A 23,899-nucleotide genomic window follows, 5' to 3' on the forward strand; every position below is an offset into this window, starting at 1 on the left:
CCACGTTATGTTGGCTCCTTGCGTCAGCCGGCCTGTTTCACGCGCATATACCATTCGACGAGACGGCGAACCTGGCGCTCGGTGTAGCCGCGATCGACCATCCGCGCGACGAAGTCGTCGTGTTTTTTCTCGGTCTCGCCGTCCTTCTTCGATCCGAAGGAGATCACCGGAAGCAGATCTTCAACTTGAGAGAAGATGCGCTTTTCAATGACTTCCCTGATCTTCTCATAACTCGTCCAGGTCGGATTCTTTCCACCGTGCTGTGCCCGCGAGCGAAGTGAGAACTTCACGACTTCGTTGCGGAAGTCCTTGGGGTTGGCGATTCCGGCCGGCTTTTCGATCTTGCTCAGTTCCTGATTGAGCAATTCGCGATCGAGCAATTGTCCGGTGTCAGGATCCTTGAAGTCCTGATCCTCGATCCAGGCATCGGCATAGTCGACGTAACGATCGAACAGGTTCTGGCCGTAGTCCGAATAGGATTCCAGATAGGCTTTCTGGATTTCGTGACCGATGAACTCCGCATAACGCGGCACCAGCTCGGCCTTGATGAATTCGAGATAACGTTTTTCGACTTCATCAGGCATCTGCTCCCTGCGGATCGCCTGCTCCAGCGTATACATCAGGTGCACGGGATCCGCCCCAATCTCCGACGTGTCGTGATTGTAGGTCGCGGCCAGAACTTTGAACGCGAAGCGCGTCGAGGCACCGTCCATGCCTTCATCAACACCGGCGGCGTCCTTGTATTCCTGAACGCTGCGGGCCTTCGGATCCGACTCTTTCAGGCTTTCGCCGTCATAGACCCGCATCTTGGCGAAGGTGGTCGAGTTTTCGTGCTTGCGCAGCCGCGACATCACGGAGAAGCGCGCCAGGGTTTCCAGCGTCGCCGGTGCGCAAGGTGCGGTGGCGAGTTCGGAACCCTGAATGAGCTTCTCATAGATCTTCTGTTCTTCGGTGACGCGCAGGCAGTACGGCACCTTGATGACGCAGATACGATCGATGAAGGCTTCATTATTCTTGTTGGCTTTGAAACTCTGCCACTCGGACTCGTTGGAGTGGGCGAGAATCACGCCAGTGAACGGGATTGCGCCGATATTTTCGGTGCCGATATAGTTGCCTTCCTGCGTCGCCGTCAGCAGCGGATGCAGCATCTTGATCGGCGCCTTGAACATTTCGACGAATTCAAGCACGCCCTGATTGGAGCGATTGAGGCCGCCGGAATAGCTGTAGGCGTCGGGATCGTTCTGGGCGAAGATCTCGAGCTTGCGGATATCCACCTTGCCGACCAGCGAGGAGATGTCCTGGTTGTTCTCATCGCCGGGTTCAGTCTTGGCGATGGCGATCTGGCGCAATCGCGACGGCTGGATGCGGGCGACGCGGAATTGCGAGATGTCGCCGCCGAAAGCTTCGAGCCGCTTGTAGCACCACGGACTCATGAGGCCCGTAAGGCGTCGGCGTGGAATGCCGTATTTCTCTTCGATCATCGGGCCGAGTGTGTCCGGATCGAACAGGCTGAGCGGGCTTTCATAAACCGGAGAGAGTTCGTCGCCGGCTTTCAACACATAAATGGGATGGACTTCCATCAAGGCCTTGAGGCGCTCGGCAAGCGATGATTTGCCGCCGCCGACCGGGCCGAGCAGATAGAGAATCTGCTTGCGCTCTTCGAGGCCCTGCGCCGCATGGCGGAAGAAGGCGACAATGCGTTCGATCGTATCTTCCATGCCGTGAAAGCCGGCAAAGGCTGGATAGCTACGGATGGTACGATTCAAAAAAATACGGCCAAGGCGTGGATCCTTGGCCGTGTCTATCATTTGAGGCTCGCCGATCGCCGCCAGTAGGCGTTCCGCCGCGTTCGCATATCGCATCGGGTCCCCTCTGCAGGATTCCAGATACTCGGACATCGACATGTCCGTCTCACTTCGGGCTTCGTAACTTCTAGCGAACGCATTGAACAGAGAATCGTTGTACATGATCCCTCTCTCCTTGCTGGTCGGCCGTCCTGTTGGTCGCGATGCTCCTAAGGTGGTAACGGAACGCGTCTTCCCGATCGCGACTCAACATCAGCACTATAGCCTTCAGGACACATCCAGGTCCGAAATCGCGCAATGCGATCTGAGTGCAACGCGCGACTCATATTCAGGCACTTGCTTATAAGTTAGGCGAGTTTTGGCATGTCTCAAGGGCTAACAAAGCGATTGTGCACGGCTGTGACTCGAACGCCACAAAGCTGCCGTATGTTTTAAAGCTTTCGGAGTCATGTACCGACGGCGCAGTTTGGATGAGTCGAAACGCGCACAAGCGTGTCGGTGAGCGGAGGTTGCGCTCAGTTCCGATCGCCGGGAAGGACGGGCAGCGGAGTCACCTCGATACCTTCGTCGATCAGCGACCGTGCCTCATCCGGCGTCGCTTCGCCGTAGATCGGACGGTGTTCGATGTCGCCATAATGCATCTTGCGGGCTTCGGTCGGGAAGCTTTCACCGACATTGTCCGCGTTTTTGGTGACGTGATCGCGCAGTTCTTTCAGCTTGGCGCGCAGTTCGGCCTCCTGCGGCGCCATCATCAGCGGGGCGGTGGTCTCGGAACCGGCGTCAGGGGCGGGTGCCGGGCGATTTTTGCTCTTGCCCACGATGCGCGGGGCCATAATGGCCTTTTCGACTTTCACCGATCCGCAATTCGGGCAATTCACTAGCTTGCGTTTCACTTGGGAGTCATAGGCGCCGGAACTCTGGAACCAGCTTTCGAAAGCATGGCCCTTCTCGCAGCGTAGGTCGTAACGGATCATGTCGCTTGCCGGACAAGGTGCAGATAGTCTGGGCCCGATTTGGGATCGCTGACGCTGAAACGGCGGCCGTGCTGCAGGGACGGCACGGTCTTGCGCGCTTCCGTCACCTTCGCAGGATCGATCTTGGCCAGAATGAAGCCCGGCTCGATGCCGGTCGCTTCGGCCAGAACCACGCCCCACGGGTCGATGATCAGCGAGTGTCCATAGGTCGCACGCTTGTTCTCATGCACGCCGCCCTGGGCCGCCGCAAAAACGAAGCAGCCGGTCTCGATGGCACGGGCGCGCAGCAGCGTGTGCCAATGGGCTTCGCCGGTCTTCTGGGTAAAAGCCGACGGCACGGTGAGGAACGACGCGCCGCTTTCAGCTAATGCGCGGTACAGCGCCGGGAAGCGGACGTCGTAGCAGATGGTCAGGCCGATGCGACCCCAGGGGAGATCGGAGATAACGGCGGTCTCGCCCGGCTGATAATTCGCGGATTCGCGATAGCTCTCGCCGTTCGGCAGGTCGATGTCGAACATATGAATCTTGTCGTAGCTCGCCAGGACATTGCCGTCCGGTCCGATCAGGAACGAGCGATTGGCGGCGCGTTCCGGATTGGCCAGCACGGCCAGCGATCCGATATGCAGGTAGATCTTCAGCTCCGCGGCGAGCGCGCGATAGGCCTTCAGCGAGAGGTCGTCTTCCTCCGGACGCAGATGTTCGAACAGCGCCGTGCGGTTGAGCTGCATCATGTTGCTCACTTCCGGCGTGAGCACATAGTCGGCGCCGGCGAGCGCGGCTTCGCGGATCAGATGCCGGCCCTGTTCGAGGCTCGGCTCCGGCAGCAGGCCGGTGCGCATCTGCACCATGGCGGCGGTGAAGGTCTGGGGCTCGGACGTCGGGGATGTCTGGCTCATGAGGTGGCCTTCTCGCCTGCGATCATGGCGTCAAATTTGCCTTCGCGGTCCAATGCATAGAGATCGTCACAGCCGCCGATCAGGGTGCCGCCGATGAAGATCTGCGGGAAGGTGGCGCCGGGGTAGGTACGGTCGAACATTTCCTGGCGCAGGTTCGGATCGGTCGCGGTGTCGAAATGGGTGAATGCAGCTTTCTTGCGCTGGAGCAGCGAGATCGCGGCGCTGCAATAGCCGCAGCCGGGGCGGGTGTAGATTTCAATCGCGGCGGCCATCTGGTGCTCCGGTTCGCAGGGAAGTGTCTGATTATATGGGGACCTTGTGGGCCTCCACAACCCGCGCAAAGACCAACACGTCGACCTGGGCGGCTTTGGCGCGCAGCAGCGCCCGTGCGCAGGCGTCCGTCGTGGCACCCGAGGTCAGCACGTCGTCGACCAGAATGACGCGGCGGCCCTGGATTTCAGCCCGGCGTTCAGGCGGGACCTTGAAGGCGCCTTGGACATTACTGGCGCGCTCGGTGCGCGAAAGGCCGATCTGGTGTTCGGTCGGGCGTATTCGCCGCAAGGCGTCGCGGGATATAGCAACGCCGCTCTGCCGGCCGATTGCCCGTGCCAGCGCGCCGGACTGGTTGAAGCGCCGGCTGAAGCCGCGCCGCCAATGCAGCGGCACCGGCACCAGAATATCGGCATCCGCTAGCAATTCCTTCCCCGCACGTGCCATCCAGCGACCCATGATTGGCGCGAGGTCTGTCCGGTCATGATATTTCAACTGATGCACCAGCGTGCGGGCGACATCGTCATAGCGCACAGCTGCGCGGGCGCGCTGATACGCAGGTGGATCGGCAATCGCCTGCATCGACAGGATGCCCGGGCCGGGATCGTAGACGAAGGGGATGCCGAGCCGGCTGCAGAACGGCGGCGCGATGAAGGACAGCTTGCCCCAGCAGGCCGCGCAGACCCCTTCGTCGGCGACGGGTTCCCGGCAGGCGACACAGAGCGTCGGCAGCGCGATGTCGAGCGCAAGACGGGCGGTTTGCGTCCATGCAGACCGGCAAAGCCTCAGCGCGCCGCGCAATTGCGCGGGGAGGGACCATGACACTGTCGCCTCTGCGTCCATGGTTGAAGGCTAGAGCGGGCCTTGATGACTCTCAAGCAACAATCTCAGGCCTCATCCTGAGGAGCGGCAACTTGGCCGCGTCTCGAAGGATGGAGCCAGGCGAGTTCATGGTTCGAGACGGCGCAAATGCGCCTCCTCACCATGAGGGACTAAGTGTACGGATTGCCAGATCCCTTGTCTTCGGCGTACCAAGCCGCATGGCTCAGACCCCGAATGCCGCACCTATTCTGTTCGATCGCGCTCTGCTGCGAGCGCGGCAGGCGCGTGCATCGCGGCTGGGCGCCGAGAATTTCCTGCTGGATCGTGTCATCGCCGACATGGACGAGCGATTGCAGGCGGTGCTGCGCCAGTTCGACAATGCCGCTGACGTCGCGACGCCGGGCAACCGTCTGCATGACGTCGTGGCCGGGCGTGTCGGCCATCTCACACATGCCGACGTGCCCGACGTCGAAAGCGATGGTCTCAATCTCGCGCCGGCGTCGCTCGATCTCGTCATCTCCGCGCTCGGGCTGCACTTCGTTAACGATCTGCCCGGCGTCATGGCGCAGATCCGCCGCGCGCTGAAGCCTGATGGTCTGCTGCTGGCCGCAATGCTCGGCGGCGACACGCTGACCGAGCTGCGGCAGTCCTTCGCCGCGGCGGAAGCCGAACGCGAAGGCGGCATCTCGCCGCGCGTCGCACCAATGGCCGATCTGCGCGATGTCGGCGCATTGTTGCAGCGCGCGGGATTTGCGCTGCCGGTGACCGATGTCGATCGCGTCGTGGTGCGCTACGACAGCGCCTTCGGTCTGATGCAGGATCTGCGCAGGATGGGCGCCACCAATGTACTGGTCGAGCGCCGCCGGGCGCCGCTCCGCCGCGCGACCCTGCTGCGTATGGCGCAGATCTACAGCGAGCGTTTCGCCGATCCGGACGGCCGCGTCCGCGCGACGTTCGACATCATCTGGCTCTCCGGCTGGGCGCCGCATGAGAGCCAGCAGAAGCCGCTGAAGCCGGGTTCGGCGAAGGCAAGTCTTGCCGACGCGGTGAAGCGGCTGAAGCCCTAGAGCAGATCGATCAGATGCGGGATCAGCGGGATATCCGCAGCCGGCATCGGATAGTCGCGTAGCTTGTTCGGCCGCACCCAGGCGAGGTTCTGGCCTTCCCTGGAGATCGCGAGGCCTTCCCAGCGCCGGCAGATATAGAGCGGCATCAACAGGTGGAAATCCTCATAGGCATGGCTGGCGAAGGTCAGCGGCGCAAGGCAGGCTTCCTTCACGGAGATCCCGAGTTCTTCATCGAGCTCGCGGATCAGCGCCGCTTCCGGGCGTTCGCCGGGCTCCAGCTTGCCACCGGGAAATTCCCACAGGCCGGCCAGCGCCTTGCCTTCCGGCCGCTGCGCGATCAGCACGCGGCCGTCGGGATCGATCAATGCGCAGGCGACGACGAGAACGAGTTTCATATGGTCTCGCGATAGTTGGGCGCCGCCGACATCAGCGGCGCGCAAGGAACGATCATATCGCCCGGCTTTCCCGGAGCAGTCTCGATATTGGTGGGCTTCGCCAGTGGCTCGGTCGCCGGAGCGATCTGAATATCGACATGTGTCCTGGTACGAAAGCGCCGCCAGTCGATCATATAGTCCACCGTATCCGGCCCGGAGAAGTCGGCGCGGGGTGTGTAGATCACTTGGAGCGCTCGCGTGCGTCGCCCGACACAGGTCTGATCGTCGGTGACGAGATTTTTGCGTATCGTGACCGTGATCGTCCTGCCGCACAGGCTGCCATGGCTTGGCGGCGTGACGATGGAAAGCCGCGGCAGCACTGGTTCGCAATTCTTGTTCCAGCGCACCGCAAAGCCGATGCCAACTTCCTGACCCGCCTTGGTGCTGCGGGTTAGCATCTGCTCCCGGTCGGTCATGGTCTCCTGCGCCTGGCCTTGGCCAGACGACAGGATCAAAGCCCATGCGACGACCGTGAGGAGTCTCACGACCGATAGTCACCGTTGATGGCGACATATTCCTTGGTGAGGTCGCAGGTGAGCACGCGGTCGCGGCCCTTGCCGAGGCCGAGGGTGACCTTGATCTGCACCTTCGGATTCTTCATCGCGTTGGACACTTCGGTCTCGTCATAGGACGGATCGCGTGCGCCCAGTTTGGCGACGCGGATGCCGTTGAAGGAGATCGAGAGCTTGTCGCGATTGGCGGGCTCGCCGGCCTTGCCGACAGCCATGACCACGCGGCCCCAATTGGCGTCTTCGCCGGCGATTGCCGTTTTCACCAGCGGCGAATTGGCGATCGACATGGCGATCTTCCGCGCCGAAGCCTTGGTCGTCGCACCTTCGACGACGACTTCCACCAGCTTGCGCGCGCCTTCGCCGTCGCGTGCGACCTGTTCGGCGAGGTCGTTGAGAATGACGTTCAGCGCCTTCACGAAGGGCTTCAGCCTGATATCGCTGGCCTTGGTGATCTTCGGTGCGCCCTGCGCGGCTGCGGCGCCGGTCGCGAACATCAGCAGAGTGTCCGAGGTCGAGGTGTCACCGTCGATGGTCACCGCGTTGAACGAATCTTCCACACCGGCCTTCAGCAGTGCCTGCAATGCGGGTGCGCTGATCGGCGCATCCGTGAAGATGAAGGACAGCATCGTCGCCATGTCCGGCGCGATCATGCCCGCGCCCTTGGCCATGCCGTTGATGGTGACCTTGGCCTTGCCGAGTTTCACGGTGGCGGTGGCGACCTTCGGGAAAGTGTCGGTGGTCATGATCGCCTTGGCGGCGTCCATCCAGCCGTCCGGCCCGGCGCTTTCCGCCAGTGTGGCGAGCACGCCGTTGAACTTGGTGGCGTCGAGTGGCTCGCCGATCACGCCGGTCGAGGCCAGGAAGATCTCGTTCGGCTTGCAGCCGACGGCCTTGGAGGCGATGTCGCCGGTGAGTTTGGTCGAGGCCTTGCCGGTCTTGCCGGTGAAGGCATTGGCATTGCCGGAATTGACCACCAGCGCCTGCGCCTTGCCGTTTTTCAACACGGCGCGGCACCATTCCACGGGAGCCGACGGGCACTTCGACTTGGTGAACACGCCCGCTGCCGTCGTGCCCTTGTCCATCACCGCGAGCAGCACGTCGGTGCGGCCCTTGTAGCGGATGCCGGCGGCGGCGGTGGCGAGGCGCACGCCTGCAATGGCGGGCATCTCGGGAACGTCGGTCGGGGCGAGGGGGGAGACGGGGGACGGCTTGGCCATGAGTGCTTTCAGCTTTCGTAAAAAGATGAAGCGCTCTGTATCACCTCTGCCACCGTGGTGGGAGAGGGCTTCATGGCGAAGGGAGCAATGTCATGTCTCCGTCATGCGGCACCCGTCCGGTCGCGCATGATCCTGTCCGAAAACCGGGACTAGCCCGGGCCGAATTTGAACTTGCCGTCGTCTTCGAGGAACGGGCCGCTGCGCATATAGAGCTGGCCGTTCTCGCCGATAAAGAAGAGCGTGTTCTTCGGCACTTTCTTGGCGCCCTTCAGCAGAAACTTGGCATTGTTGGTGCCCATCTTGTACGCGAAGGTCTTGCCCGACGCGTCGTAGCCGTAGCCCATGTCGGGCGAGAGCACCCAGGGGGTTGGTGCCTGAGCAAGCGCAGGGCCGGCCAGGGCCGATGTCACCAGCGCCGTGGCGCACAGCATCGTAAAGGCTCGAGCGGTCATCCCAAATTCTCCGAAACGTGTTTTTGAAAGTACATCGCGGCTGCGCGGTTGTCTTGAACAAATCACGAACGGTGACGGCCCGTCAATACGACATGCGGTCGCGACAGAGTTTGTTATTTCGCAAGCGCGGTCTGGCGACTATCTTTCGCATTCGGGCTAAGCCGGTCCACGATGAATTCGGCGATGGGGATGATTCGACAATGCGAGCGATGGTGAAAAGTCTTCTGGTTGTTGGCGCGGTGGTATTTGCGCCTGGTCTTGCTGCGGCGGATGATTTCAAGCTCAGCAACAACCAGCGCATCTCCTGCGGGCGTGGGCTTGCCGCTGGCAAGCTGAGTACGGCGACCTGCCGCTCTTATGCCTATCTGTTCAATGCGAAAACCTCGGAATATTTCCGTTGCTCGGTGTCGCTATCGATGACGCGTGATGCCAAGGAAGTCATCAACGTCCAGAGCGACGGCGGCTGCGTGAAGAAGCCGCGCGTGTTCGATACTGACTCTAGCTATTCCTTCGATGCCACGGAGACCGAGCCGCCGAACACCAATTCGTTCTTCGGCAATGGCGGCTTTGCCATGTGGGTCAGCGACAACACCCAGCAGAAAATTCGTGGCTGTGTCACGATTCCCTCGGGCCTCGGCTCGGACGTGTCGCGCTGCATCGACATGAAGTTCGAGTAGACGGTCTTTCTTTTCCCACGGCGCAGTTATCGTAGGATGCTCTCGGTCGTCATGGCCGGACTTGTTCCGGCCATCCACGCCTTCCTTTGTCGCCAAGACGTGGATACGCGAGACAAGCCCGCGCATGACGGCGTTTGGTTTGAGCGCGCGCGTCACGTGATTTCCAATTCAACTGTCAAACAGCCATGGCTCTTCAGACATGCGTCATCACCCCTGTTGTTTGCGGCGCGGGGGCGCCGTCGTGTTTCGCATTCCACCCCTCCATCAAGAGGGCGTGCGGAACGCCGGGTGCCCGTTGCACCCTTGGGCCTGATGCCATGCGGTCTTCCGCAATAGTAAATGCATCAGGACTTTCGGACGCGCCGAGCAAGTGCCCAGCGTTCCGCCTGCGGTGTTTTTTCGGTTGCTTGCGCGTTGCCATAGCGAACGATCCGATCACCAAAATTACAGTCCCAAGGCGAATGGGACAGGGTGCCTCAAGCGAGTAAGCCGAACGCGTTTTGACTTGGTCGTCCGTCACACTGTCCAGGGATCTTTCCATCTCAAGGCCGGCCGTGTCCTTGCCAGTGGCAGTGCTGGCGCAGATCCGTCCTGCCCGAAGACAGACGTCACCCGTGAACCGCGTAACGCCGCATCTCCGGCGTCCACCGCATCCCACCCCGCGAACGTGACGATCGCGATCGCCCCTCTTGGTGAGGCAGGACAAAAGGGAATATAATCAAGAAGGGGATATTGTCAACGGTGAATAGGAAAAAATGTTGGATGTCTTGCCGCCCCAAATTCGTCATTCCGGGGCGCGGGCGCGCCTTCGCGCACGCGAACCTCAGCCACTCCACGTGGACTGGCGGGGAGTCTCAACATGTTCAGCGCGAGGCACTTCGAGATTCCGGGTTCGCACTACAGCGGCTTTGCCGCCTTCGTGCGCCCCGGAATGACAGCGATGAGCAATCGCCAGCCCCAAATGCCGAAGGGCACGCGTATTGACGCGTGCCCTTCGATTAACTTGCTATGGACAGCGCGGCGTGAACTGTCTGTGCCGACCCGTTGCGTTCCTGCTTACTCCGGCTTGATGCCGGCGAACTGGGCGACCTTGCCCCACTTTTCGATTTCAGACTGCACATAGGCATCCATGTCGGCCGGCGAACCGCCGGTTGGATCGGCGCCGAGCTTGATCAGGCGGGCAGTGCCATCGGCCGACTTGATGAACTTGTCGGTCGAGGCATTGAGCTTGGCGATGATCTCCTTCGGCGTCTTGGCCGGGGCTGCGATGGTGAACCAGGAGGCGGCATCGTAGCCGGGAACGCCAGCTTCGGCGATGGTCGGAATGTCCTTCATTGGCTCCCAGCGCTTGCTGGTGGAAACGGCGAGTGCACGGATCTGGTTGCTCTCCGCGAAAGGCTGCGCGGCCGGCAGGTTGTCGATCATCACATGGACGCGGCCGCCGATCAGGTCGGTCAGTGCCGGGGCGCTGCCCTTGTAAGGCACATGGGTCAGCTTCACGCCGGTCATCGATTTGAACAGTTCGGTCGACAGATGCGCGGTCGAGCCGAGGCCCGGCGTGCCGTAGAAATATTCGTCCGGCTTGGCCTTGGCGAGTTCGATGAATTCCTTGACGCTCTTGGCCGGCAGCGAATTGGTCACCGAGAACAGGTTCGGCACCTTGGCGATCACGATCACCGACGCCAGATCCTTGACCGGATCATAGGTCATGTTCTTGAACACGAACTTGTTGATTGCATGGGTGCCGGGCGTGCCGACCAGGAAGGTGTAGCCATCGCCTTCGGCTTTGGCGACGAAATCAGCGGCGATGTTGCCGCCGGCGCCGGCCTTGTTCTCGACGATGAACTGCTGGCCCATCTCTTCGGACATCTTCTGCGCGACGACGCGGGCCAGAATGTCGGTGGTGCCGCCGGCCGCGAACGGAACGATGAACTTCACCGGCTTGGTGGGCCACTCTGCGGCGCTGGCGCGGCGCGACAGGATCGGCAGGGTGCCGAGGGCAGCCGCGCCGCCGAGGATCACGGAGCGGCGGGACGGGAAGCGGGTCGATGATGACATCTCGAAGAGTCCTTTTGCATGTCGGACAGGCCGCGCGGCTGCGACGCGCGATCTGATTGAGGGTGTTTAAGACAATGAAGGGAGGCCGGCATCAAGTGGGAACCGGCACGGCTGGGGCAACGAACCCGACGGTCCGCTCCTGCGACTCATCTGCGCAACCGGCAGGTCCTTTCAGCTTCTCCCGATCAGGCGTTCCATGGGTAAAATGCATGGGAACGTACTGGGTGGATGGTACTATGCTGCACTGCGAGTTGCTACCGCAATGCAATACCATCCTTAAGCATTCGGTACTAACGGCTGATGACGTGCGTCGGAAGGTCGCGTCTCCGGCATGGCGACGACGAACAGGATGAGGCCCAGGCCCGCCAAACCGGCAAGTGACAGGAATGCAGCGCTGTAGCCGGCCTTGACCACGATCACGCCAGCAATCGCGGTACTGAGCGCGCCGCCCAGCCCCGCCGCCGTCGCGATCGCGCCCTGGCTGATATTGAAGTGGCCGGTGCCGTAAGTGAGGTCCGCGACAACAAGCGGAAAGATCGCGCCGAAGATTCCGGCGCCGATGCCGTCGAGGGTTTGCACGCCGACCAGCCAGTAGGGATTGTCCGAGAGCGGATACAGCGCGCCGCGCAGGGCCAGCACTGCGAGCGCGCAGGCAAAAATCGGTTTGCGGCCCCAGACATCGGCCTTGCGGCCGACCAGCATGGCGACCGGCACCATCACCAATTGTGCCGCGACGATGCAGACCGACATCAGCGTGGTGCCGAGCTCGCTGTTCACCAGTGCGAGTTTCTGGCCGACCAGCGGCAGCATCGCCGCATTGGAGAAATGAAACAGCACGGTGGCAGCGGCAAATATCAGGAGCGGCTTGCAGGTCAGCAGCACCTGAAAACCGGACGGCCGCTCGGCCGCATCGTGATCGTGGGTATCGTCGAGATCGCCGAGGCCGCGGGCCATCTGGTGATCGATGGCGCCAGCGGGGATCGTCAGCGTCGCGATAATGCTCGCGGCGGCCATGGCCGCCATCAGCCAGAACACGACGATGGGCCCGAAAGAATAGGCGAGGACGCCGGCCAGCATTGCCGCCGTCGCATTGCCGGCATGGTTGAAGGCCTCGTTGCGGCCGATACGCCGGGCGAAGGCTCTGGGGCCGACGATGCCGAGCGTGATCGCGGCCAGTGCCGGCGCGAAGATGGCGGCAGCGACGCCGGTGAGCGCCTGCGTCGTCGCGACGAACAGGAAGCCCGGATAGAGCGGCAGCACGATCGAGCCGAGCGTGACGATGACGGCGGCCATGACTACGGCAGCGCGCTTGGCCGTGGTCTTGTCGATCAGGGCGCCGGCCGGCGTCTGTGCGACAATCCCGGCGAGGGCTGCGACCGACATCACCACGCCGATCGAGGCTTCATCCCATTTCTGGACCGTGAGGAGATAGATCGCGAGATAGGGCCCGAGCCCATCGCGGACATCGGCAAGAAAGAAGTTCAGCGCGTCGAGGGGGTGTTTAGTCTTGTCGGCGTCGTGCACGCGTGGTCCTCACGGCACGTGAGGTGCCCGGCAGGCAACGGCGGTTGGTTGATCCGGTTCCGCGGTATTCGACGCGGTCGCTGTCCCATCGGCTGTCGTCCCCACTCTGCGTGCACCTTCGGCGCATCAGGCGCAGATGACAGGAGAGTGGATTGTTACTCCCTCAAACAGAAGCCGCGACACTTGCGTGTCGCGGCTCAAAGGCTGGTTGGTAAAGCCGGCTCTACTTGCCGATGCCCTTCTCCTTGAAATACTTCAGCGCGCCCGGATGGAACGGCACCGGTGAACGCTCCTGTATCTGGTTGTCGAGCGAGAAGCTCTCGGCTTCCTTGTGCACGGCGACGATGTCGGCCTTCTTCTCCACCAGCGTCTTGACGATGTTGTAGGCGTCGTCGTCGCTCATCTTGTTGCCCGTGACGATGATGTTCCAGACCTCGGTATTGGCGTTGTCCTTGTCCATGCCGGGATAGATGCTCTTGCTGATGGTCGAGGGCGAATACAGCTTGCCGTACTTCTCGTTCATCTTGGCGGCGAGATCGGCATGGTCGACGAACTTGATCTTCATGCCCGGCGTGGCGGCGAGATCGGTCACGGCAGCGGTCGGTACACCGCCGACCCAGAAGAACGCGTCGATCTTGCGGTCCTTGATGGCGTTGACGGACTCAGCGACGCCGAGGCGCTCGCGCTTCATGTCCTTGTCCTTGTCGAGACCGGCGGCCTCGATGACGCGGAACGCCATCACTTCGGTGGCGCCGCCCGGCGAGCCCGTCGAGACACGCTTGCCCTTGAGATCCGACATCTTCTCGATGCCGGCGCCCTCGATGGTCACGATATGCATGCGGTTCGGATAGACCACCAGCAAGGTCTGCAGCGGGACCTTGCCGCTCTTGAACTTGTCCTGGCCGTTCAGTGCGTCCAGCGCGGCGTCGGCCATGCTGAAGCCAAGTTCGCTCTGGCCCGAGGCGATCAGCTTGAGGTTATCGACCGAGCCGCCGGTGACTTCCGCCGTGGCCTGCGTGTTCGGCAGCGCCTTCGACAGCACATTGGCGATGGCGCCGCCGAGCGGATAATACACGCCGCCGGTGCCGCCGGTGCCAATCGCCATGGTCTTCTGCTGCGCGATGGCCGCGCCGGCAAGGCCGGCCGTCGCGACCAGCGCCACGGCAATCGATGTCTTTCTGAAACGCTTGAACATGGTTGTCCTCTCCTCCGGTTTTCCTGTGATGTCGCGGTGACTATTTCACCGCGCCGACTTCCTTGAGATATTTGAGCGTGCCGGGATGATAGGGCGCCGGCGATTGCGCTGATGTCTGCGTGGCCAGATTGATGTTCTCCGCCTCTTTGTGGACGGCGACGAGATCGGCCTTGTTCTCGAAGATCGTCTTCGTGATCGCATAGGCCGTGTCGTCCGACATCTTGTCGGTGGCCATGATCTGGTTCCAGGCGGCGAAGCCACGGCTGTCGGTGGTCTGGCCCGGATAGCTGCCGGCCTTGATCACGCTGGGCGCGAAGATCTGGCCGTATTTCTTCACGATCGGCTCTAACAGATAATCGATGTCGATCAGCTTGATGGTGACGCCCGGCGTTGCGGCAAGGTCGACCACCGCGGCAGTCGGCACGCCGCCGCCCCAGAAGAAGGCATCAATCTTGCGATCCTTGAGCGCGGACGCGGATTCCGCCACCGACAGACGTTCGCGCTTGACGTCCTTGTCCTTGTCGAGGCCCGCGGCTTCGAGCAGGCGGAAGGTCTGCGCCTCGGTGGCGCTGCCCGGCGCGCCGCCGGAAATACGCTTGCCTTTAAGATCGGCGAATTTCTCGATGCCCGTGCCGGCGATGGTCACCACATGCACCGGGCTGGAATAGACGGCGACGATGGTGCGCAGCGGAACGGGCTTCTTGAATTTGTTCTCGCCCTTTACGGCGTCGGATGCGACGTCGCCGGTCATGAAACCGAGATCGGCCTGGCCGGTCTCCAAGAGCTTGATGTTGTCGACGCTGCCGCCGGTGACTTCGCCGGTGGCCTGGGTATGCGGCAATTTCTTCGACAACAGGTTCGCGAGACCGCCGCCGAGCGGATAGAAGATGCCGCCGGTCCCGCCGGTCGCAATGGCGATGGTCTTGTCTTCCGCAGACGCGCCGGTCGCCGCGCAGGCGATGCCGAGCAGTGCAAGGCTAAAAGCTGTCCATCTCATCGCGTCACTCCCTGAAGTCGGCGGCGCCGCTTATCTGCGGCGTCCGCTGTCATGCGATAACTTGACGTTATTCGTTTCTGTCGTTGGTCATGCCGGCGCCGGTTGCGTCCTCGTCCTTGCCTGCCACACCAGCACGCCGAGGCCGATGATGAGGCCGGGTACGAATGTGTAGCTGATGTCGCGACCGATGATCGATTCGATGATTGCCTCGATCAGGCTCGGGAACACCAGCAGTAATCCCGATAGCAGAAGCAGGCCGCGCTCGATCGGTGTATTTTGTCGCAGTGCCCAGTTCTGCGCGACGGCGGCGAGTGCCAGCAGTCCCAACGTGGTCTTGAAGGTGATCTCGACGATGTCGACCCACGAGCCGCCCTTCGGAATGTTCAGCAGCAGGCCGACGCCTTGCGGATCGCAGACGAAGACGAATGGCACCAGGAACGCCGGCAGTGTGTATTTCCACGATTGCAGCGTGGTCTTGTAGGGATCGCCGCCGGTGATCGCAGCCGCCGCGAAGGGCGACAGCGCGGTCGGCGGCGAGACTTCCGACAGCACCGCGTAATAGAAGATGAACATGTGTGCGGCGTAGTCAGGCACGCCGAGCTTGATCAGCGCAGGTGCTGCGATCACGGCGCAGATGATGTAGGAGGCGGTCACCGGCACTGCGAGGCCGATGATCCAGACGATCAGCGCCGTATAGATCGCCGTCAGCAGCAGGCTGCCGCCCGCATAGGAAATCACGATCGACGAGAATTTCAGGCCGAGGCCGGTGAGCGTGACGACGCCGACCACGATGCCGGCGCAGGCGCAGGTCGTGGCCGCATTGAGCGCGCCGATCGAGCCATCGGCCAGTGCCTTCACCAGTTTCTTCGGCACCAGCGCGGTATCCTTGCGGAGGAAACTGAGCACGAAGGTGACGAGCGTGGCGTAGAACACCGACAGCGACGGCGAGTAGCCGATGATCATGAAAACGACGACGGCGAGCAGAGAGATGAAGTGGAACCCATAACGCTTCATCATCACGCCGAGGCTGAGCTCAGGCCTGACATTGACATTGTGGGCGCCGAACCGCTTGGCGTCGATCTCCACCATGATCAGCAGCGACAGGTAGTAGAGACAGGTCGGGATGGTCGCCATCCAGATCACGTCGAGATAGCTGATCTTCAGAAATTCCGCGATCAGGAACGCGGCGGCACCGAGCACCGGCGGTGACAGGATCGCGCCGAGACCGCCTGCGGCCAGCAAGCCGCCGGCAGCATTCTTCTCGAAGCCGGCCTTGGCCAGCATCGGGGCGGCGACGGTGCCGATCATCACCGTGGTGGCGACGCCGGAGCCCGAGGGGCCGCCGAGCAGGAACGAGGACAGCACCACGGTGCGGCCCGCAGCGTTCGACTTGTTCCCCATCAAGGATAGCGAGAAATCGATGAAGAACTTTCCGGCGCCGGACATCGAGAGGAAGGCGCCGTAGATCGTGAACAATATGATCAGCGTCGCCGACACGTCGACCGCGACGCCGAAGATGCCCTCCAGCGTGATGAAGAGATGGCCGACGAGGCGCGGCAGGTCATAGCCGCGATGGGTCCATGGCGCCGGCAGATGCGGGCCGAGCATCGCATAGGCAATAAAGAAAACGGACACGACCGGCATGATCAGGCCCGTGGTACGGCGCGTCGCTTCCAGCAGCAGCACGATGAAGACGATGCCGACGATAACATCCATATGATCCGGCAGCGTGGCGCGGTCAGTGAAATCGTCCCCGCCCCACAGCGCATAGGCAATGGTGCCGATGGCGACGATGCCCGGCACGATATCCCACCAGCGCACGCGGTTGCGGAAGCGCGCGGCAACGGGGAACAACAGAAAGCTCAGGATCAGCGTGAAGGCGACATGGACGTAACGCAGTTCCTGCGTCGGCACGATCGCGTAGGCGGCATAGAGATGAAACAGGCTCATCACCACGGCGATGCCGGTGGAGATCGTTCCGGCCCAGCCCAGCAGGCGATTTGTTGCGCCTTCATCGGCTTCGATGAAGGCTTCAGCCTTCGCCAATGCCTCGTCGGAGACGGCAACGGTGTCGTCGCTCGCGTTTGATTTCTGGTCAGCCATGTTTCATCCCCCGGGATATTTCCCGCAGCCGGCTTTGCCGGCCTTATTCTTCTGAGTGCGGCGCATTCATGCCGTTTTACCCGGCTGGCGCAAGGGCTTACCGGTGAAACTTTCGTCGCGGCAACGGCGTTCGCTGTGGGGACGCCGTTGACCGCATGAGGGCTGCGGTTCACTTTCGCGGCCTGAATGACAGGAATAAAATGAGTATGAGGAAGCGTCTGATAGCGGCCATGACGAGTGTGGTCGTCATGTGCAGCGCAGCGGCACGCGCCGAACCGTCGATCACGCTGCTGACCGGCAATACATCCGGGATCTATTTTCCGCTCGGCGTCTCGATCGCGATGATCTATGCGGATATTCCCGGCGCGAAAGTTCAGGTGCAGACAACCGATGGTTCGGTCGAGAACCTCTCGCGGTTGCAGCAAGGCACCGGGCAGGTGGGTTTTGCGCTTGGCGATGCCCTGAAGGACGCCTGGGCCGGCAATGCCACGGCGGGCTTCGATGGCAAGCAGGACCGATTGCGGGCGATCGGCGCGCTCTATCCGAATTACATCCAGATCGTTGCCACCAAAGAGAGCGGGATCAGGACGCTGAACGATCTCAAGGGCCGAAGCCTCTCGGTTGGTGAGCGGAGATCGGGCACTGAGCTGAACGCCCGCGCCATTCTGGGCGCTGCGGGGCTGCGCTACGAAAATCTCGGCGAGATCAGGTATGTCTCCTTTGCCGAATCCACCACGATGATGATCGAGAAAAAGCTGGACGCGACGCTGCAGTCTGCCGGTCTCGGTGTCACGTCGATCAAGGAACTCAGCGAAGCCACGGATATCGTCATCGTGCCAGTGCCGCCGCCCCTGGTGAAAAAGATCGGCGCGCCGTTCAAGCCGGACAAGATTCCAGCCCGGACCTATGTCAGTCAGGACAAATCCGTGCCGACGGCATCGGTGATGAACTATCTGGTGACGAGCAATGCCGTGCCGGATGACGTCGTCTATCAGATGACCAAGCGCCTGTTCGACGGCCTCGACGAGCTCGCCATCGCGCACCGCGCCGGCCACGAGATCCGGCTGGCGAGCGCCGTGAGCAAAAGTCCGGTGCCGCTGCATCCCGGCGCGCTGCGCTACTATCGGGAGCGGGGCCTGATCAGGTAGAGTTGTCCGGCTGGCTTGCTGGGGCTTTCATGGGTCATCCGTTCCGGACATTGGTTCTGTGCGCCGCGCTTGCGGCGCCATCGCTGCCCTATGCGGCCGTCCGGGCGCAGGGTGCGGCCGAGGCCGCTGCCACCTGCGCGAATGACGACGCCTTGCCGCCCGAGCAGATGCTCGGCATCTGCGGCCTGGTGATCGGCTCGACGGCGGCATTGCCGGACCGCGTTCGTGCCCTGATCGTGCGTGCCGGGCTGCAACTCAGGCTGGAACAGGTCGACCTCGCCGTTGCGGATGGCGATCTGGCGGTTCAGCTTGATCCCCTCTCGGCTGCAGCGCTCGAAGCCCGGGGCAAGGCGCTTGCGGTCGGCAAGAAGTTCGACCGTGCGCTTGATGACTTCGACCGCGCGATCAAGCTGCGGCCGAACGAGGCTCAATTATTTGCGAGCCGCGCCGCGACCTTCGCATCGATGCACGAAAATCGCCTCGCGGTCCGCGACTATACCGAAGCTGTTCGCCTCGATCCCAATCGGGTGCAGAGCTTGCTCGATCGCGCCGCCGCCTATGCCAAGGTCAAGCGCTTCGATCTGGTGATCGACGACCAGAGCGACATCATTCGCCTGGAGCCGACCGCGGAACATTACGATGCGCGCGGTCAGTCCTATGCGCGCAACAATGCCTATGACCGCGCGATTGCGGATTTCGATGCGGCGATCCGGCTGGAGCCGAAGGCCAGCTATTTCGTGAACCGCGGAAATTCCTTCAGCCTCAGCGGCGCATATGATCGCGCTATCACCGACTACACGACGGCGCTGCAGCTTCAGCCGGAGCTGGCGATGGCCTACAACAATCGCGGCGTCGCCTGGCGCGACAAGGGCGACCCTGCGCGCGCTCTGGCCGATTTCGACGCAGCCGTTCAGATCGATTCAACGCTGGATATCGCTTTGCGACATCGCAAGCAGCTTGAGAAATATCGGGTGGCGGCGCGCAGGCCGGCGGTCGGATTGCATCCATCCGCCGATGCGAGCACGCGATAGACAATGACTTTTCGCAATTCATATGTGGGCAGCGGGCCATGCATCGTCAGCGTTCTGCTCGCACTATGTTGCGTGGCTCCCGACAGGGCATGGCCAGCGGTCAACGAGCCCGCAGCCACCGCGCCCGTCGATTCCGCGTTGTGCGTGGCGGCTGTTGTGTCAGGCGATGACGAGAAGATTCTCGCAGTTTGCAGTACGCTGATCGACAACGAAAAGACTGAGCGGGCCGACCGGCTGAAAGCGTTGATCGCGCGCGCCGGCGTCTACAGCCGCAAGGATGAGACCGATCGTGCCATCGCCGATTACGATGCGGCGCTGCGGCTCGATCCGACCCAGGCCGTTCTGTTCAATGCGCGTGGCGAACTCTGGCGCAAGAAGGGCGATCGGCCGCGCGCCGTCCGTGATTTCGGTGCGGCGATCAAGCTCGATCCGCAATTCGAGGTGGCGCGTGCCAATTACAAGGCGCTGGCGCAGGAGATCGAGCGGATCGGTGTGGAGATGTCGGTCAAGCCACAACCAAAGGCACCCTTGAAATAGCCTGTCATCCCGTGACAATGACGAGATAATGAACCCCGGTGGTAAAGCTGGGGCGGGAGAGACGCCATGACGACCAACGCTTCCAGCCGCTATCACGACGTCCACGCGCAGTCGCTGTCCGATCCGGAAGGCTTCTGGGGCGAGGCGGCGAAGGCGATCGACTGGATCGTGCCGGCGAAGAAGGTGTTCGATCCGTCCGTGGGGCTCTACGGCCGCTGGTTCGTCGGCGGCGTGCTCAATACCTGCTACAACGCGCTGGATCGCCATGTCGCGGGCGGCCGCGCCGATCAGGTCGCGCTGATCCACGACTCGCCGCTGACGGGTGAGGTCCGGAAATTCACCTATGCGCAGCTGCTGCATGAGGTGCAGGTGCTCGGCGCCATCCTGCAGGACCTTGGCGTCGGCAAGGGCGATCGCGTCATCCTCTATATGCCGATGGTGCCTGAAGCTGTGGTCGCGATGCTCGCCTGCGCGCGCATCGGCGCGGTGCATTCGGTGGTGTTCGGTGGCTTCGCGGCAAAGGAGCTCGCGACACGCATCGACGATGCGCGGCCGAAGCTGATCCTGTCGGCGAGCTGCGGCATCGAGCCCGGCCGCATCGTGCAATACAAGCCGCTGCTGGATGAAGCGATCGCGCTCGCCAGCGCGAAGCCGGATGGCTGCATTGTCCTGCAGCGGCCGCAGCATGGCTGCGATCTGGTGGCCGGCCGCGATCACGACTGGGCCGAATTGCGCAGCAAGGCGATGGCGGCGAAGAAGTTCGCGGATTGCGTGCCGGTGCTGGCGACCGATCCGCTGTATATTCTCTATACGTCGGGCACGACCGGCAAGCCGAAGGGCGTGGTGCGCGACAATGGCGGTCACGCGGTCGCGCTCGCCTGGTCTATGGAGAATCTCTACGGCGTGAAGCCGGGCGAGGTCTGGTGGTGCGGCTCCGACATCGGCTGGGTGGTCGGCCATAGCTATATCGTCTATGCGCCGCTGTTCCATGGCGCGACCTCGATCATGTATGAAGGCAAGCCGATCGGCACGCCGGATGCCGGCGCGTTCTGGCGTGTCATCTCCGAACACAAGGCCGTTGCTTTCTTCACGGCGCCAACCGCTTTCCGCGCCATCCGCAAGGACGATCCGGACGGCAGTTTCATCCGCAAATACGATCTCTCGCATTTCCGCACGCTGTTTCTCGCCGGTGAGCGCGCCGATCCGCCGACGGTGGACTGGGCCGAGAAGCAGCTGAAGGTGCCGGTGATCGATCACTGGTGGCAGACCGAGACCGGCTGGTGCATCGCCGGCAACCCGGTGGGCCTTGGCCAGTTGCCGGTGAAGCATGGTTCGCCGACGGTGCCGATGCCCGGCTACAAGATCGAGGTCGTCGACGAAGCCGCGGGGCCGCTGCCTGCGGGGACCATGGGCTCTATCGTGATCAAACTGCCGATGCCGCCGGCCTGTCTGCCGACATTGTGGGAGCAGGACGAGCGCTGCAAGGAAGCCTATTTCAACGAATTTCCCGGCTACTACAAAACCTCCGATGCCGGCTATCTGGATGACGACGGCTACGTCTATGTGATGGGCCGCACCGACGACATCATCAATGTCGCCGGCCATCGCCTCTCTACGGGCGGTATGGAAGAGATTCTGGCCTCGCATCCCGACGTTGCCGAATGCGCCGTGCTGGGCATCAAGGACACGATCAAGGGCGAAGTGCCGTGCGGCTTCCTGGTGCTGAAGGCCGGCGTTGAGCGGCCGGTTGCTGATATCGAGAAGGAAGTGGTCGCGCTGGTGCGCGACAAGCTCGGCCCCGTCGCGGCGTTCAAGCTCGCCATCGCCGTCGGCCGGCTGCCGAAGACGCGGTCCGGCAAGATCCTGCGCGGTACCATCAAGAAGATCGCGGATGGCGACAGCTGGACCATGCCCGCGACCATCGAGGATCCGAAGTCGCTGGACGAAATCGGCGCGGCGCTGAAGGGCAGGGTCTGAGCAGACCTTACAAATCCCGCATTTGGCGTTAAACACTCTCACGTCATGCCCGGGCTTGACCCGGGCATCCATCTTCCTTTCAAACGGCAAAGCTGGATTGCCGGGTCAAGCCCGGCAATGACAGAGAAGATCAAGTAACGGAACCATGCATGCGACTGACCTCGACCTCTCTCATCGCGCTGACGCTGGCCGCGACGCTGCTCGGCGCCTGCGCGCGCCGTACCGACATTCCGATGTCGAGCCTCGGCGATGACGATGACGCGATCTGCCGCGCCAATGGGGTCGCTGTCGGTTCGCCGGAATATGCGGCCTGCCGCAAGGACCGCGACGTTCAGCGCAGCAATGCCATCAATCGTGCCGACCGCGCGCAGCGCAATCTCGGCGAGTATATGCTGAACAATCCAAGCCGGCCGTAGAGCTACTCCCTCATCCTGAGGAGCGGCGCACTCGCGCCGCGTCTCGAAGGATGGGCTAGGCACCGGTGCCTCACACTCATGGTTCGAGACGGCGCTGTGCGCCTCCTCACCATGAGGGTTCGAGTTCGTTGCCTATCGCTTGATCTCCGTCAATTTCATGTGTCCGTTCGGCAACGCATATGCCGTCTCGCACTGAGGCGCGGGCTTGCTTTGATCGACATCAACGTGCGTGCGTGCGCGCCGTCGTCTTTCGCGTAGATCGTGGTGAGATCATTCACCCGAGACGATTCGAAAGTTGGGGCGCTTTGCCATGAAGACGATCTGGACAACGATATCGCTGCTGCTGGCTGCGACGGCCATCACTGCCATTCCTGCTACCGGCCATACGGCCGATCTTCCAGCCGCGACGCCGTATACCAAGGCGCCGATGGTTGAAGCGTGGAATCCCTGGATGATCCGTCTGCGCGTGCTTGGCGTCATTCCGGAGAATGGCGGCACAGTTCACCAGGTGCCGGGCTCCAGCCTGAAGACCTCCGATCAGGTCGTTCCCGAACTCGACATCTCGTATTTCTTCACGCCGAACCTCGCAGCCGAATTGATCCTTGGCGTCACCAAGCACCACGTCACCGGCGGCGGCACCATCGCCGGCCTCGATGTCGGCAAGGCCTGGCTGCTGCCGCCGACGCTGACCTTCCAGTATCACTTCACGCAGTTCGGCGCCTTCAAGCCCTATATCGGTGCCGGCGTGAACTACACCTGGTTCTTCAGCCAGAGTGCCAGCGGCGTGGGCGTCACCAACAGCCGTCTGAAAGACACCGCGGCGCCGGTGCTGCAGTTCGGCTTCGACTACATGATCGACAAGCATTGGGGCTGGAACGTCGACGTGAAGAAGATGTGGATGCGCCCGGATTGGGAAGGCACGCTGGCCAGCGGCGCGGCGATCACCGGTCAGGTCAAGCTCGACCCGTGGCTGGTCGGCACGGGCATTACTTACAAGTTCTGATTCTTTTGATCTCTCACTGTGTGACTGAAGGGCCGATGTCAGTCGGCCCTTCTTTCTTGCGATTTTGCCGTGCAACGGTTGCTTTCGGCGCTCCCATCCTGTTGGGTGCCCCGCTCCACACCACCGCACCATCAGGAAGACATCATGGACATCAAGGTCAGGGATTCGAACGGCGCGCTGCTCGCCGAAGGCGATACCGTCACGCTGATCAAGGACCTCAAGCTGAAAGGCTCGTCTACCGTGCTCAAGCGCGGCACCGTGATCAAGAACATCCGCCTCACAGACAATGAAGACGAGATCGAAGGCCGCACCGACAAAGTTAAGGGCCTGGTGCTGCGCACGGAATTTCTGAAGAAGGCGTGACGGCTACGAGCTTCAAGTCTCGATGTAATCCGCGATGCTGGTCGGCGCGGGCACCGGTAATCCGTCTTCTTTGAGGCCTTCAACGTGGAAACGGATAGCATCCCGGATCTCGGCTTCGACGATCTTTACTGTATCCCCCGTTGCGACGCAGCCGGGCAGGTCCGGCACGTATGCGGAATAGTTGTTGTCGGTCTTCTCGATGACTACGGCGTAACGCATTAAGGCTTCTCCGTCAGTGCCGCCTGCTTCAGGATACTTCTAAATGTGCCAGGTGCAAGATCGTCTGAAGGCTTGCCGGCGATCGTGACGCGCCCCGGCTTCGTTGAATGTTTGAATTGCCGGTGGCTGCCGCGCATGGCGACCAGAAACCAGCCGTCATCCTCGATCAGTTTGATCGCGTCCCGGACCTTCATGGTGTCGA

At 62.1% G+C, this 23,899-nt stretch carries 25 protein-coding genes; 9 read left to right on the top strand and 16 right to left on the bottom strand.

All coding sequences use genetic code 11. The annotated features are described in order from the left end of the window. Window positions 1-23 precede the first annotated feature (23 nt). The 5 genes from AB8A38_RS22260 to AB8A38_RS22280 all read right to left on the bottom strand — a co-directional run bounded on the left by AB8A38_RS22260 (window position 24) and on the right by AB8A38_RS22280 (window position 4,788). Window positions 24-1,967, bottom strand: a complete 1,944-nt coding sequence (locus tag AB8A38_RS22260) for a PrkA family serine protein kinase (protein WP_439087425.1) — start codon at window positions 1,965-1,967, stop codon at window positions 24-26. 353 nt (window positions 1,968-2,320) lie between these two features. Continuing rightward, window positions 2,321-2,779: a DUF1178 family protein gene (locus tag AB8A38_RS22265; protein ID WP_116660084.1), complete on the bottom strand. Its 459-nt coding sequence runs from the start codon at window positions 2,777-2,779 to the stop codon at window positions 2,321-2,323. Next, entirely contained in the window at window positions 2,776-3,675 is a 900-nt protein-coding gene (locus tag AB8A38_RS22270; RefSeq protein ID WP_093757467.1) for a carbon-nitrogen hydrolase family protein, read from the bottom strand. The genes AB8A38_RS22265 and AB8A38_RS22270 overlap by 4 nt, the downstream gene beginning before the upstream one ends. After that, window positions 3,672-3,947, bottom strand: a complete 276-nt coding sequence (grxC, locus tag AB8A38_RS22275; RefSeq protein WP_371422961.1) for a glutaredoxin 3 — start codon at window positions 3,945-3,947, stop codon at window positions 3,672-3,674. Before grxC ends, AB8A38_RS22270 begins: the two co-directional genes overlap by 4 nt. A gap of 31 nt (window positions 3,948-3,978) precedes the next feature. Further along, the gene (locus tag AB8A38_RS22280; protein ID WP_315844072.1) at window positions 3,979-4,788 is read right to left on the bottom strand and encodes a ComF family protein; all 810 of its coding nucleotides are present in this window, start codon (window positions 4,786-4,788) and stop codon (window positions 3,979-3,981) included. 197 nt (window positions 4,789-4,985) lie between these two features. Between AB8A38_RS22280 and AB8A38_RS22285 the strand changes: the two genes are divergently transcribed. Further along, on the top strand, window positions 4,986-5,834 hold the full coding sequence (locus AB8A38_RS22285; RefSeq protein ID WP_439087426.1) for a methyltransferase domain-containing protein: 849 nt from the start codon (window positions 4,986-4,988) through the stop codon (window positions 5,832-5,834). On the opposite strand, the gene AB8A38_RS22290 is transcribed toward AB8A38_RS22285, so the two are convergent. The 4 genes from AB8A38_RS22290 to AB8A38_RS22305 all read right to left on the bottom strand — a co-directional run bounded on the left by AB8A38_RS22290 (window position 5,831) and on the right by AB8A38_RS22305 (window position 8,449). After that, the gene (locus tag AB8A38_RS22290; protein WP_315844070.1) at window positions 5,831-6,229 is read right to left on the bottom strand and encodes a (deoxy)nucleoside triphosphate pyrophosphohydrolase; all 399 of its coding nucleotides are present in this window, start codon (window positions 6,227-6,229) and stop codon (window positions 5,831-5,833) included. The genes AB8A38_RS22285 and AB8A38_RS22290 overlap by 4 nt on opposite strands. Further along, window positions 6,226-6,753 carry an Ig-like domain-containing protein gene (locus AB8A38_RS22295; RefSeq protein WP_439087427.1) on the bottom strand — a complete coding sequence of 176 codons (528 nt, stop codon included), beginning with the start codon at window positions 6,751-6,753 and terminating at the stop codon, window positions 6,226-6,228. Before AB8A38_RS22295 ends, AB8A38_RS22290 begins: the two co-directional genes overlap by 4 nt. Beyond that, window positions 6,750-7,997 (bottom strand): bifunctional glutamate N-acetyltransferase/amino-acid acetyltransferase ArgJ, encoded by a 1,248-nt coding sequence (gene argJ / locus AB8A38_RS22300; RefSeq protein WP_315844068.1) that lies wholly within the window; start codon window positions 7,995-7,997, stop codon window positions 6,750-6,752. Before argJ ends, AB8A38_RS22295 begins: the two co-directional genes overlap by 4 nt. Window positions 7,998-8,146: 149 nt before the next feature. Continuing rightward, on the bottom strand, window positions 8,147-8,449 hold the full coding sequence (locus tag AB8A38_RS22305) for a hypothetical protein (RefSeq protein ID WP_176454733.1): 303 nt from the start codon (window positions 8,447-8,449) through the stop codon (window positions 8,147-8,149). Window positions 8,450-8,658: 209 nt separating this feature from the next. Between AB8A38_RS22305 and AB8A38_RS22310 the strand changes: the two genes are divergently transcribed. After that, the gene (locus tag AB8A38_RS22310) at window positions 8,659-9,126 is read left to right on the top strand and encodes a hypothetical protein (protein ID WP_439087428.1); all 468 of its coding nucleotides are present in this window, start codon (window positions 8,659-8,661) and stop codon (window positions 9,124-9,126) included. A gap of 1,056 nt (window positions 9,127-10,182) precedes the next feature. Here the strand turns inward: AB8A38_RS22310 and AB8A38_RS22315 are convergent. The 5 genes from AB8A38_RS22315 to AB8A38_RS22335 form a co-directional block, all read right to left on the bottom strand. Continuing rightward, window positions 10,183-11,184 (bottom strand): Bug family tripartite tricarboxylate transporter substrate binding protein, encoded by a 1,002-nt coding sequence (locus AB8A38_RS22315; RefSeq protein WP_315844066.1) that lies wholly within the window; start codon window positions 11,182-11,184, stop codon window positions 10,183-10,185. A 276-nt stretch (window positions 11,185-11,460) separates the two neighbouring features. Continuing rightward, entirely contained in the window at window positions 11,461-12,708 is a 1,248-nt protein-coding gene (locus tag AB8A38_RS22320) for an MFS transporter (protein WP_439087429.1), read from the bottom strand. A 223-nt stretch (window positions 12,709-12,931) separates the two neighbouring features. Next, window positions 12,932-13,903 (bottom strand): TAXI family TRAP transporter solute-binding subunit, encoded by a 972-nt coding sequence (locus AB8A38_RS22325; RefSeq protein WP_439087430.1) that lies wholly within the window; start codon window positions 13,901-13,903, stop codon window positions 12,932-12,934. A 40-nt stretch (window positions 13,904-13,943) separates the two neighbouring features. After that, window positions 13,944-14,900, bottom strand: a complete 957-nt coding sequence (locus AB8A38_RS22330) for a TAXI family TRAP transporter solute-binding subunit (protein ID WP_439087431.1) — start codon at window positions 14,898-14,900, stop codon at window positions 13,944-13,946. A gap of 87 nt (window positions 14,901-14,987) precedes the next feature. After that, the gene (locus tag AB8A38_RS22335; RefSeq protein ID WP_439087432.1) at window positions 14,988-17,003 is read right to left on the bottom strand and encodes a TRAP transporter permease; all 2,016 of its coding nucleotides are present in this window, start codon (window positions 17,001-17,003) and stop codon (window positions 14,988-14,990) included. A gap of 206 nt (window positions 17,004-17,209) precedes the next feature. Between AB8A38_RS22335 and AB8A38_RS22340 the strand changes: the two genes are divergently transcribed. The 7 genes from AB8A38_RS22340 to AB8A38_RS22370 all read left to right on the top strand — a co-directional run bounded on the left by AB8A38_RS22340 (window position 17,210) and on the right by AB8A38_RS22370 (window position 23,478). Beyond that, a complete protein-coding gene (locus AB8A38_RS22340; protein WP_439087433.1) occupies window positions 17,210-18,151 on the top strand; it encodes a TAXI family TRAP transporter solute-binding subunit in 942 nt (313 codons plus the stop codon). A gap of 29 nt (window positions 18,152-18,180) precedes the next feature. Then, window positions 18,181-19,182 carry a tetratricopeptide repeat protein gene (locus AB8A38_RS22345; RefSeq protein WP_439087434.1) on the top strand — a complete coding sequence of 334 codons (1,002 nt, stop codon included), beginning with the start codon at window positions 18,181-18,183 and terminating at the stop codon, window positions 19,180-19,182. A gap of 3 nt (window positions 19,183-19,185) precedes the next feature. After that, window positions 19,186-19,719: a tetratricopeptide repeat protein gene (locus tag AB8A38_RS22350; RefSeq protein ID WP_439087435.1), complete on the top strand. Its 534-nt coding sequence runs from the start codon at window positions 19,186-19,188 to the stop codon at window positions 19,717-19,719. Between the two features lie 66 nt (window positions 19,720-19,785). Further along, window positions 19,786-21,696 (top strand): propionyl-CoA synthetase, encoded by a 1,911-nt coding sequence (locus AB8A38_RS22355; protein WP_439087436.1) that lies wholly within the window; start codon window positions 19,786-19,788, stop codon window positions 21,694-21,696. A 149-nt stretch (window positions 21,697-21,845) separates the two neighbouring features. After that, entirely contained in the window at window positions 21,846-22,112 is a 267-nt protein-coding gene (locus AB8A38_RS22360) for a hypothetical protein (protein WP_439087437.1), read from the top strand. Window positions 22,113-22,422: 310 nt separating this feature from the next. Beyond that, window positions 22,423-23,115, top strand: a complete 693-nt coding sequence (locus AB8A38_RS22365; protein WP_439087438.1) for an OmpW/AlkL family protein — start codon at window positions 22,423-22,425, stop codon at window positions 23,113-23,115. Window positions 23,116-23,259: 144 nt separating this feature from the next. Then, the gene (locus AB8A38_RS22370; protein ID WP_212386381.1) at window positions 23,260-23,478 is read left to right on the top strand and encodes an alkylphosphonate utilization protein; all 219 of its coding nucleotides are present in this window, start codon (window positions 23,260-23,262) and stop codon (window positions 23,476-23,478) included. A 12-nt stretch (window positions 23,479-23,490) separates the two neighbouring features. Here the strand turns inward: AB8A38_RS22370 and AB8A38_RS22375 are convergent, their stop codons facing one another. Further along, on the bottom strand, window positions 23,491-23,697 hold the full coding sequence (locus AB8A38_RS22375) for a type II toxin-antitoxin system HicB family antitoxin (protein ID WP_315844058.1): 207 nt from the start codon (window positions 23,695-23,697) through the stop codon (window positions 23,491-23,493). Beyond that, window positions 23,697-23,891 (bottom strand): type II toxin-antitoxin system HicA family toxin, encoded by a 195-nt coding sequence (locus tag AB8A38_RS22380; RefSeq protein WP_315844057.1) that lies wholly within the window; start codon window positions 23,889-23,891, stop codon window positions 23,697-23,699. Before AB8A38_RS22380 ends, AB8A38_RS22375 begins: the two co-directional genes overlap by 1 nt. Between the last annotated feature and the right edge of the window lie 8 nt (window positions 23,892-23,899).

This window comes from Tardiphaga sp. 839_C3_N1_4 (assembly GCF_051811045.1).
GTDB lineage: Bacteria > Pseudomonadota > Alphaproteobacteria > Rhizobiales > Xanthobacteraceae > Tardiphaga.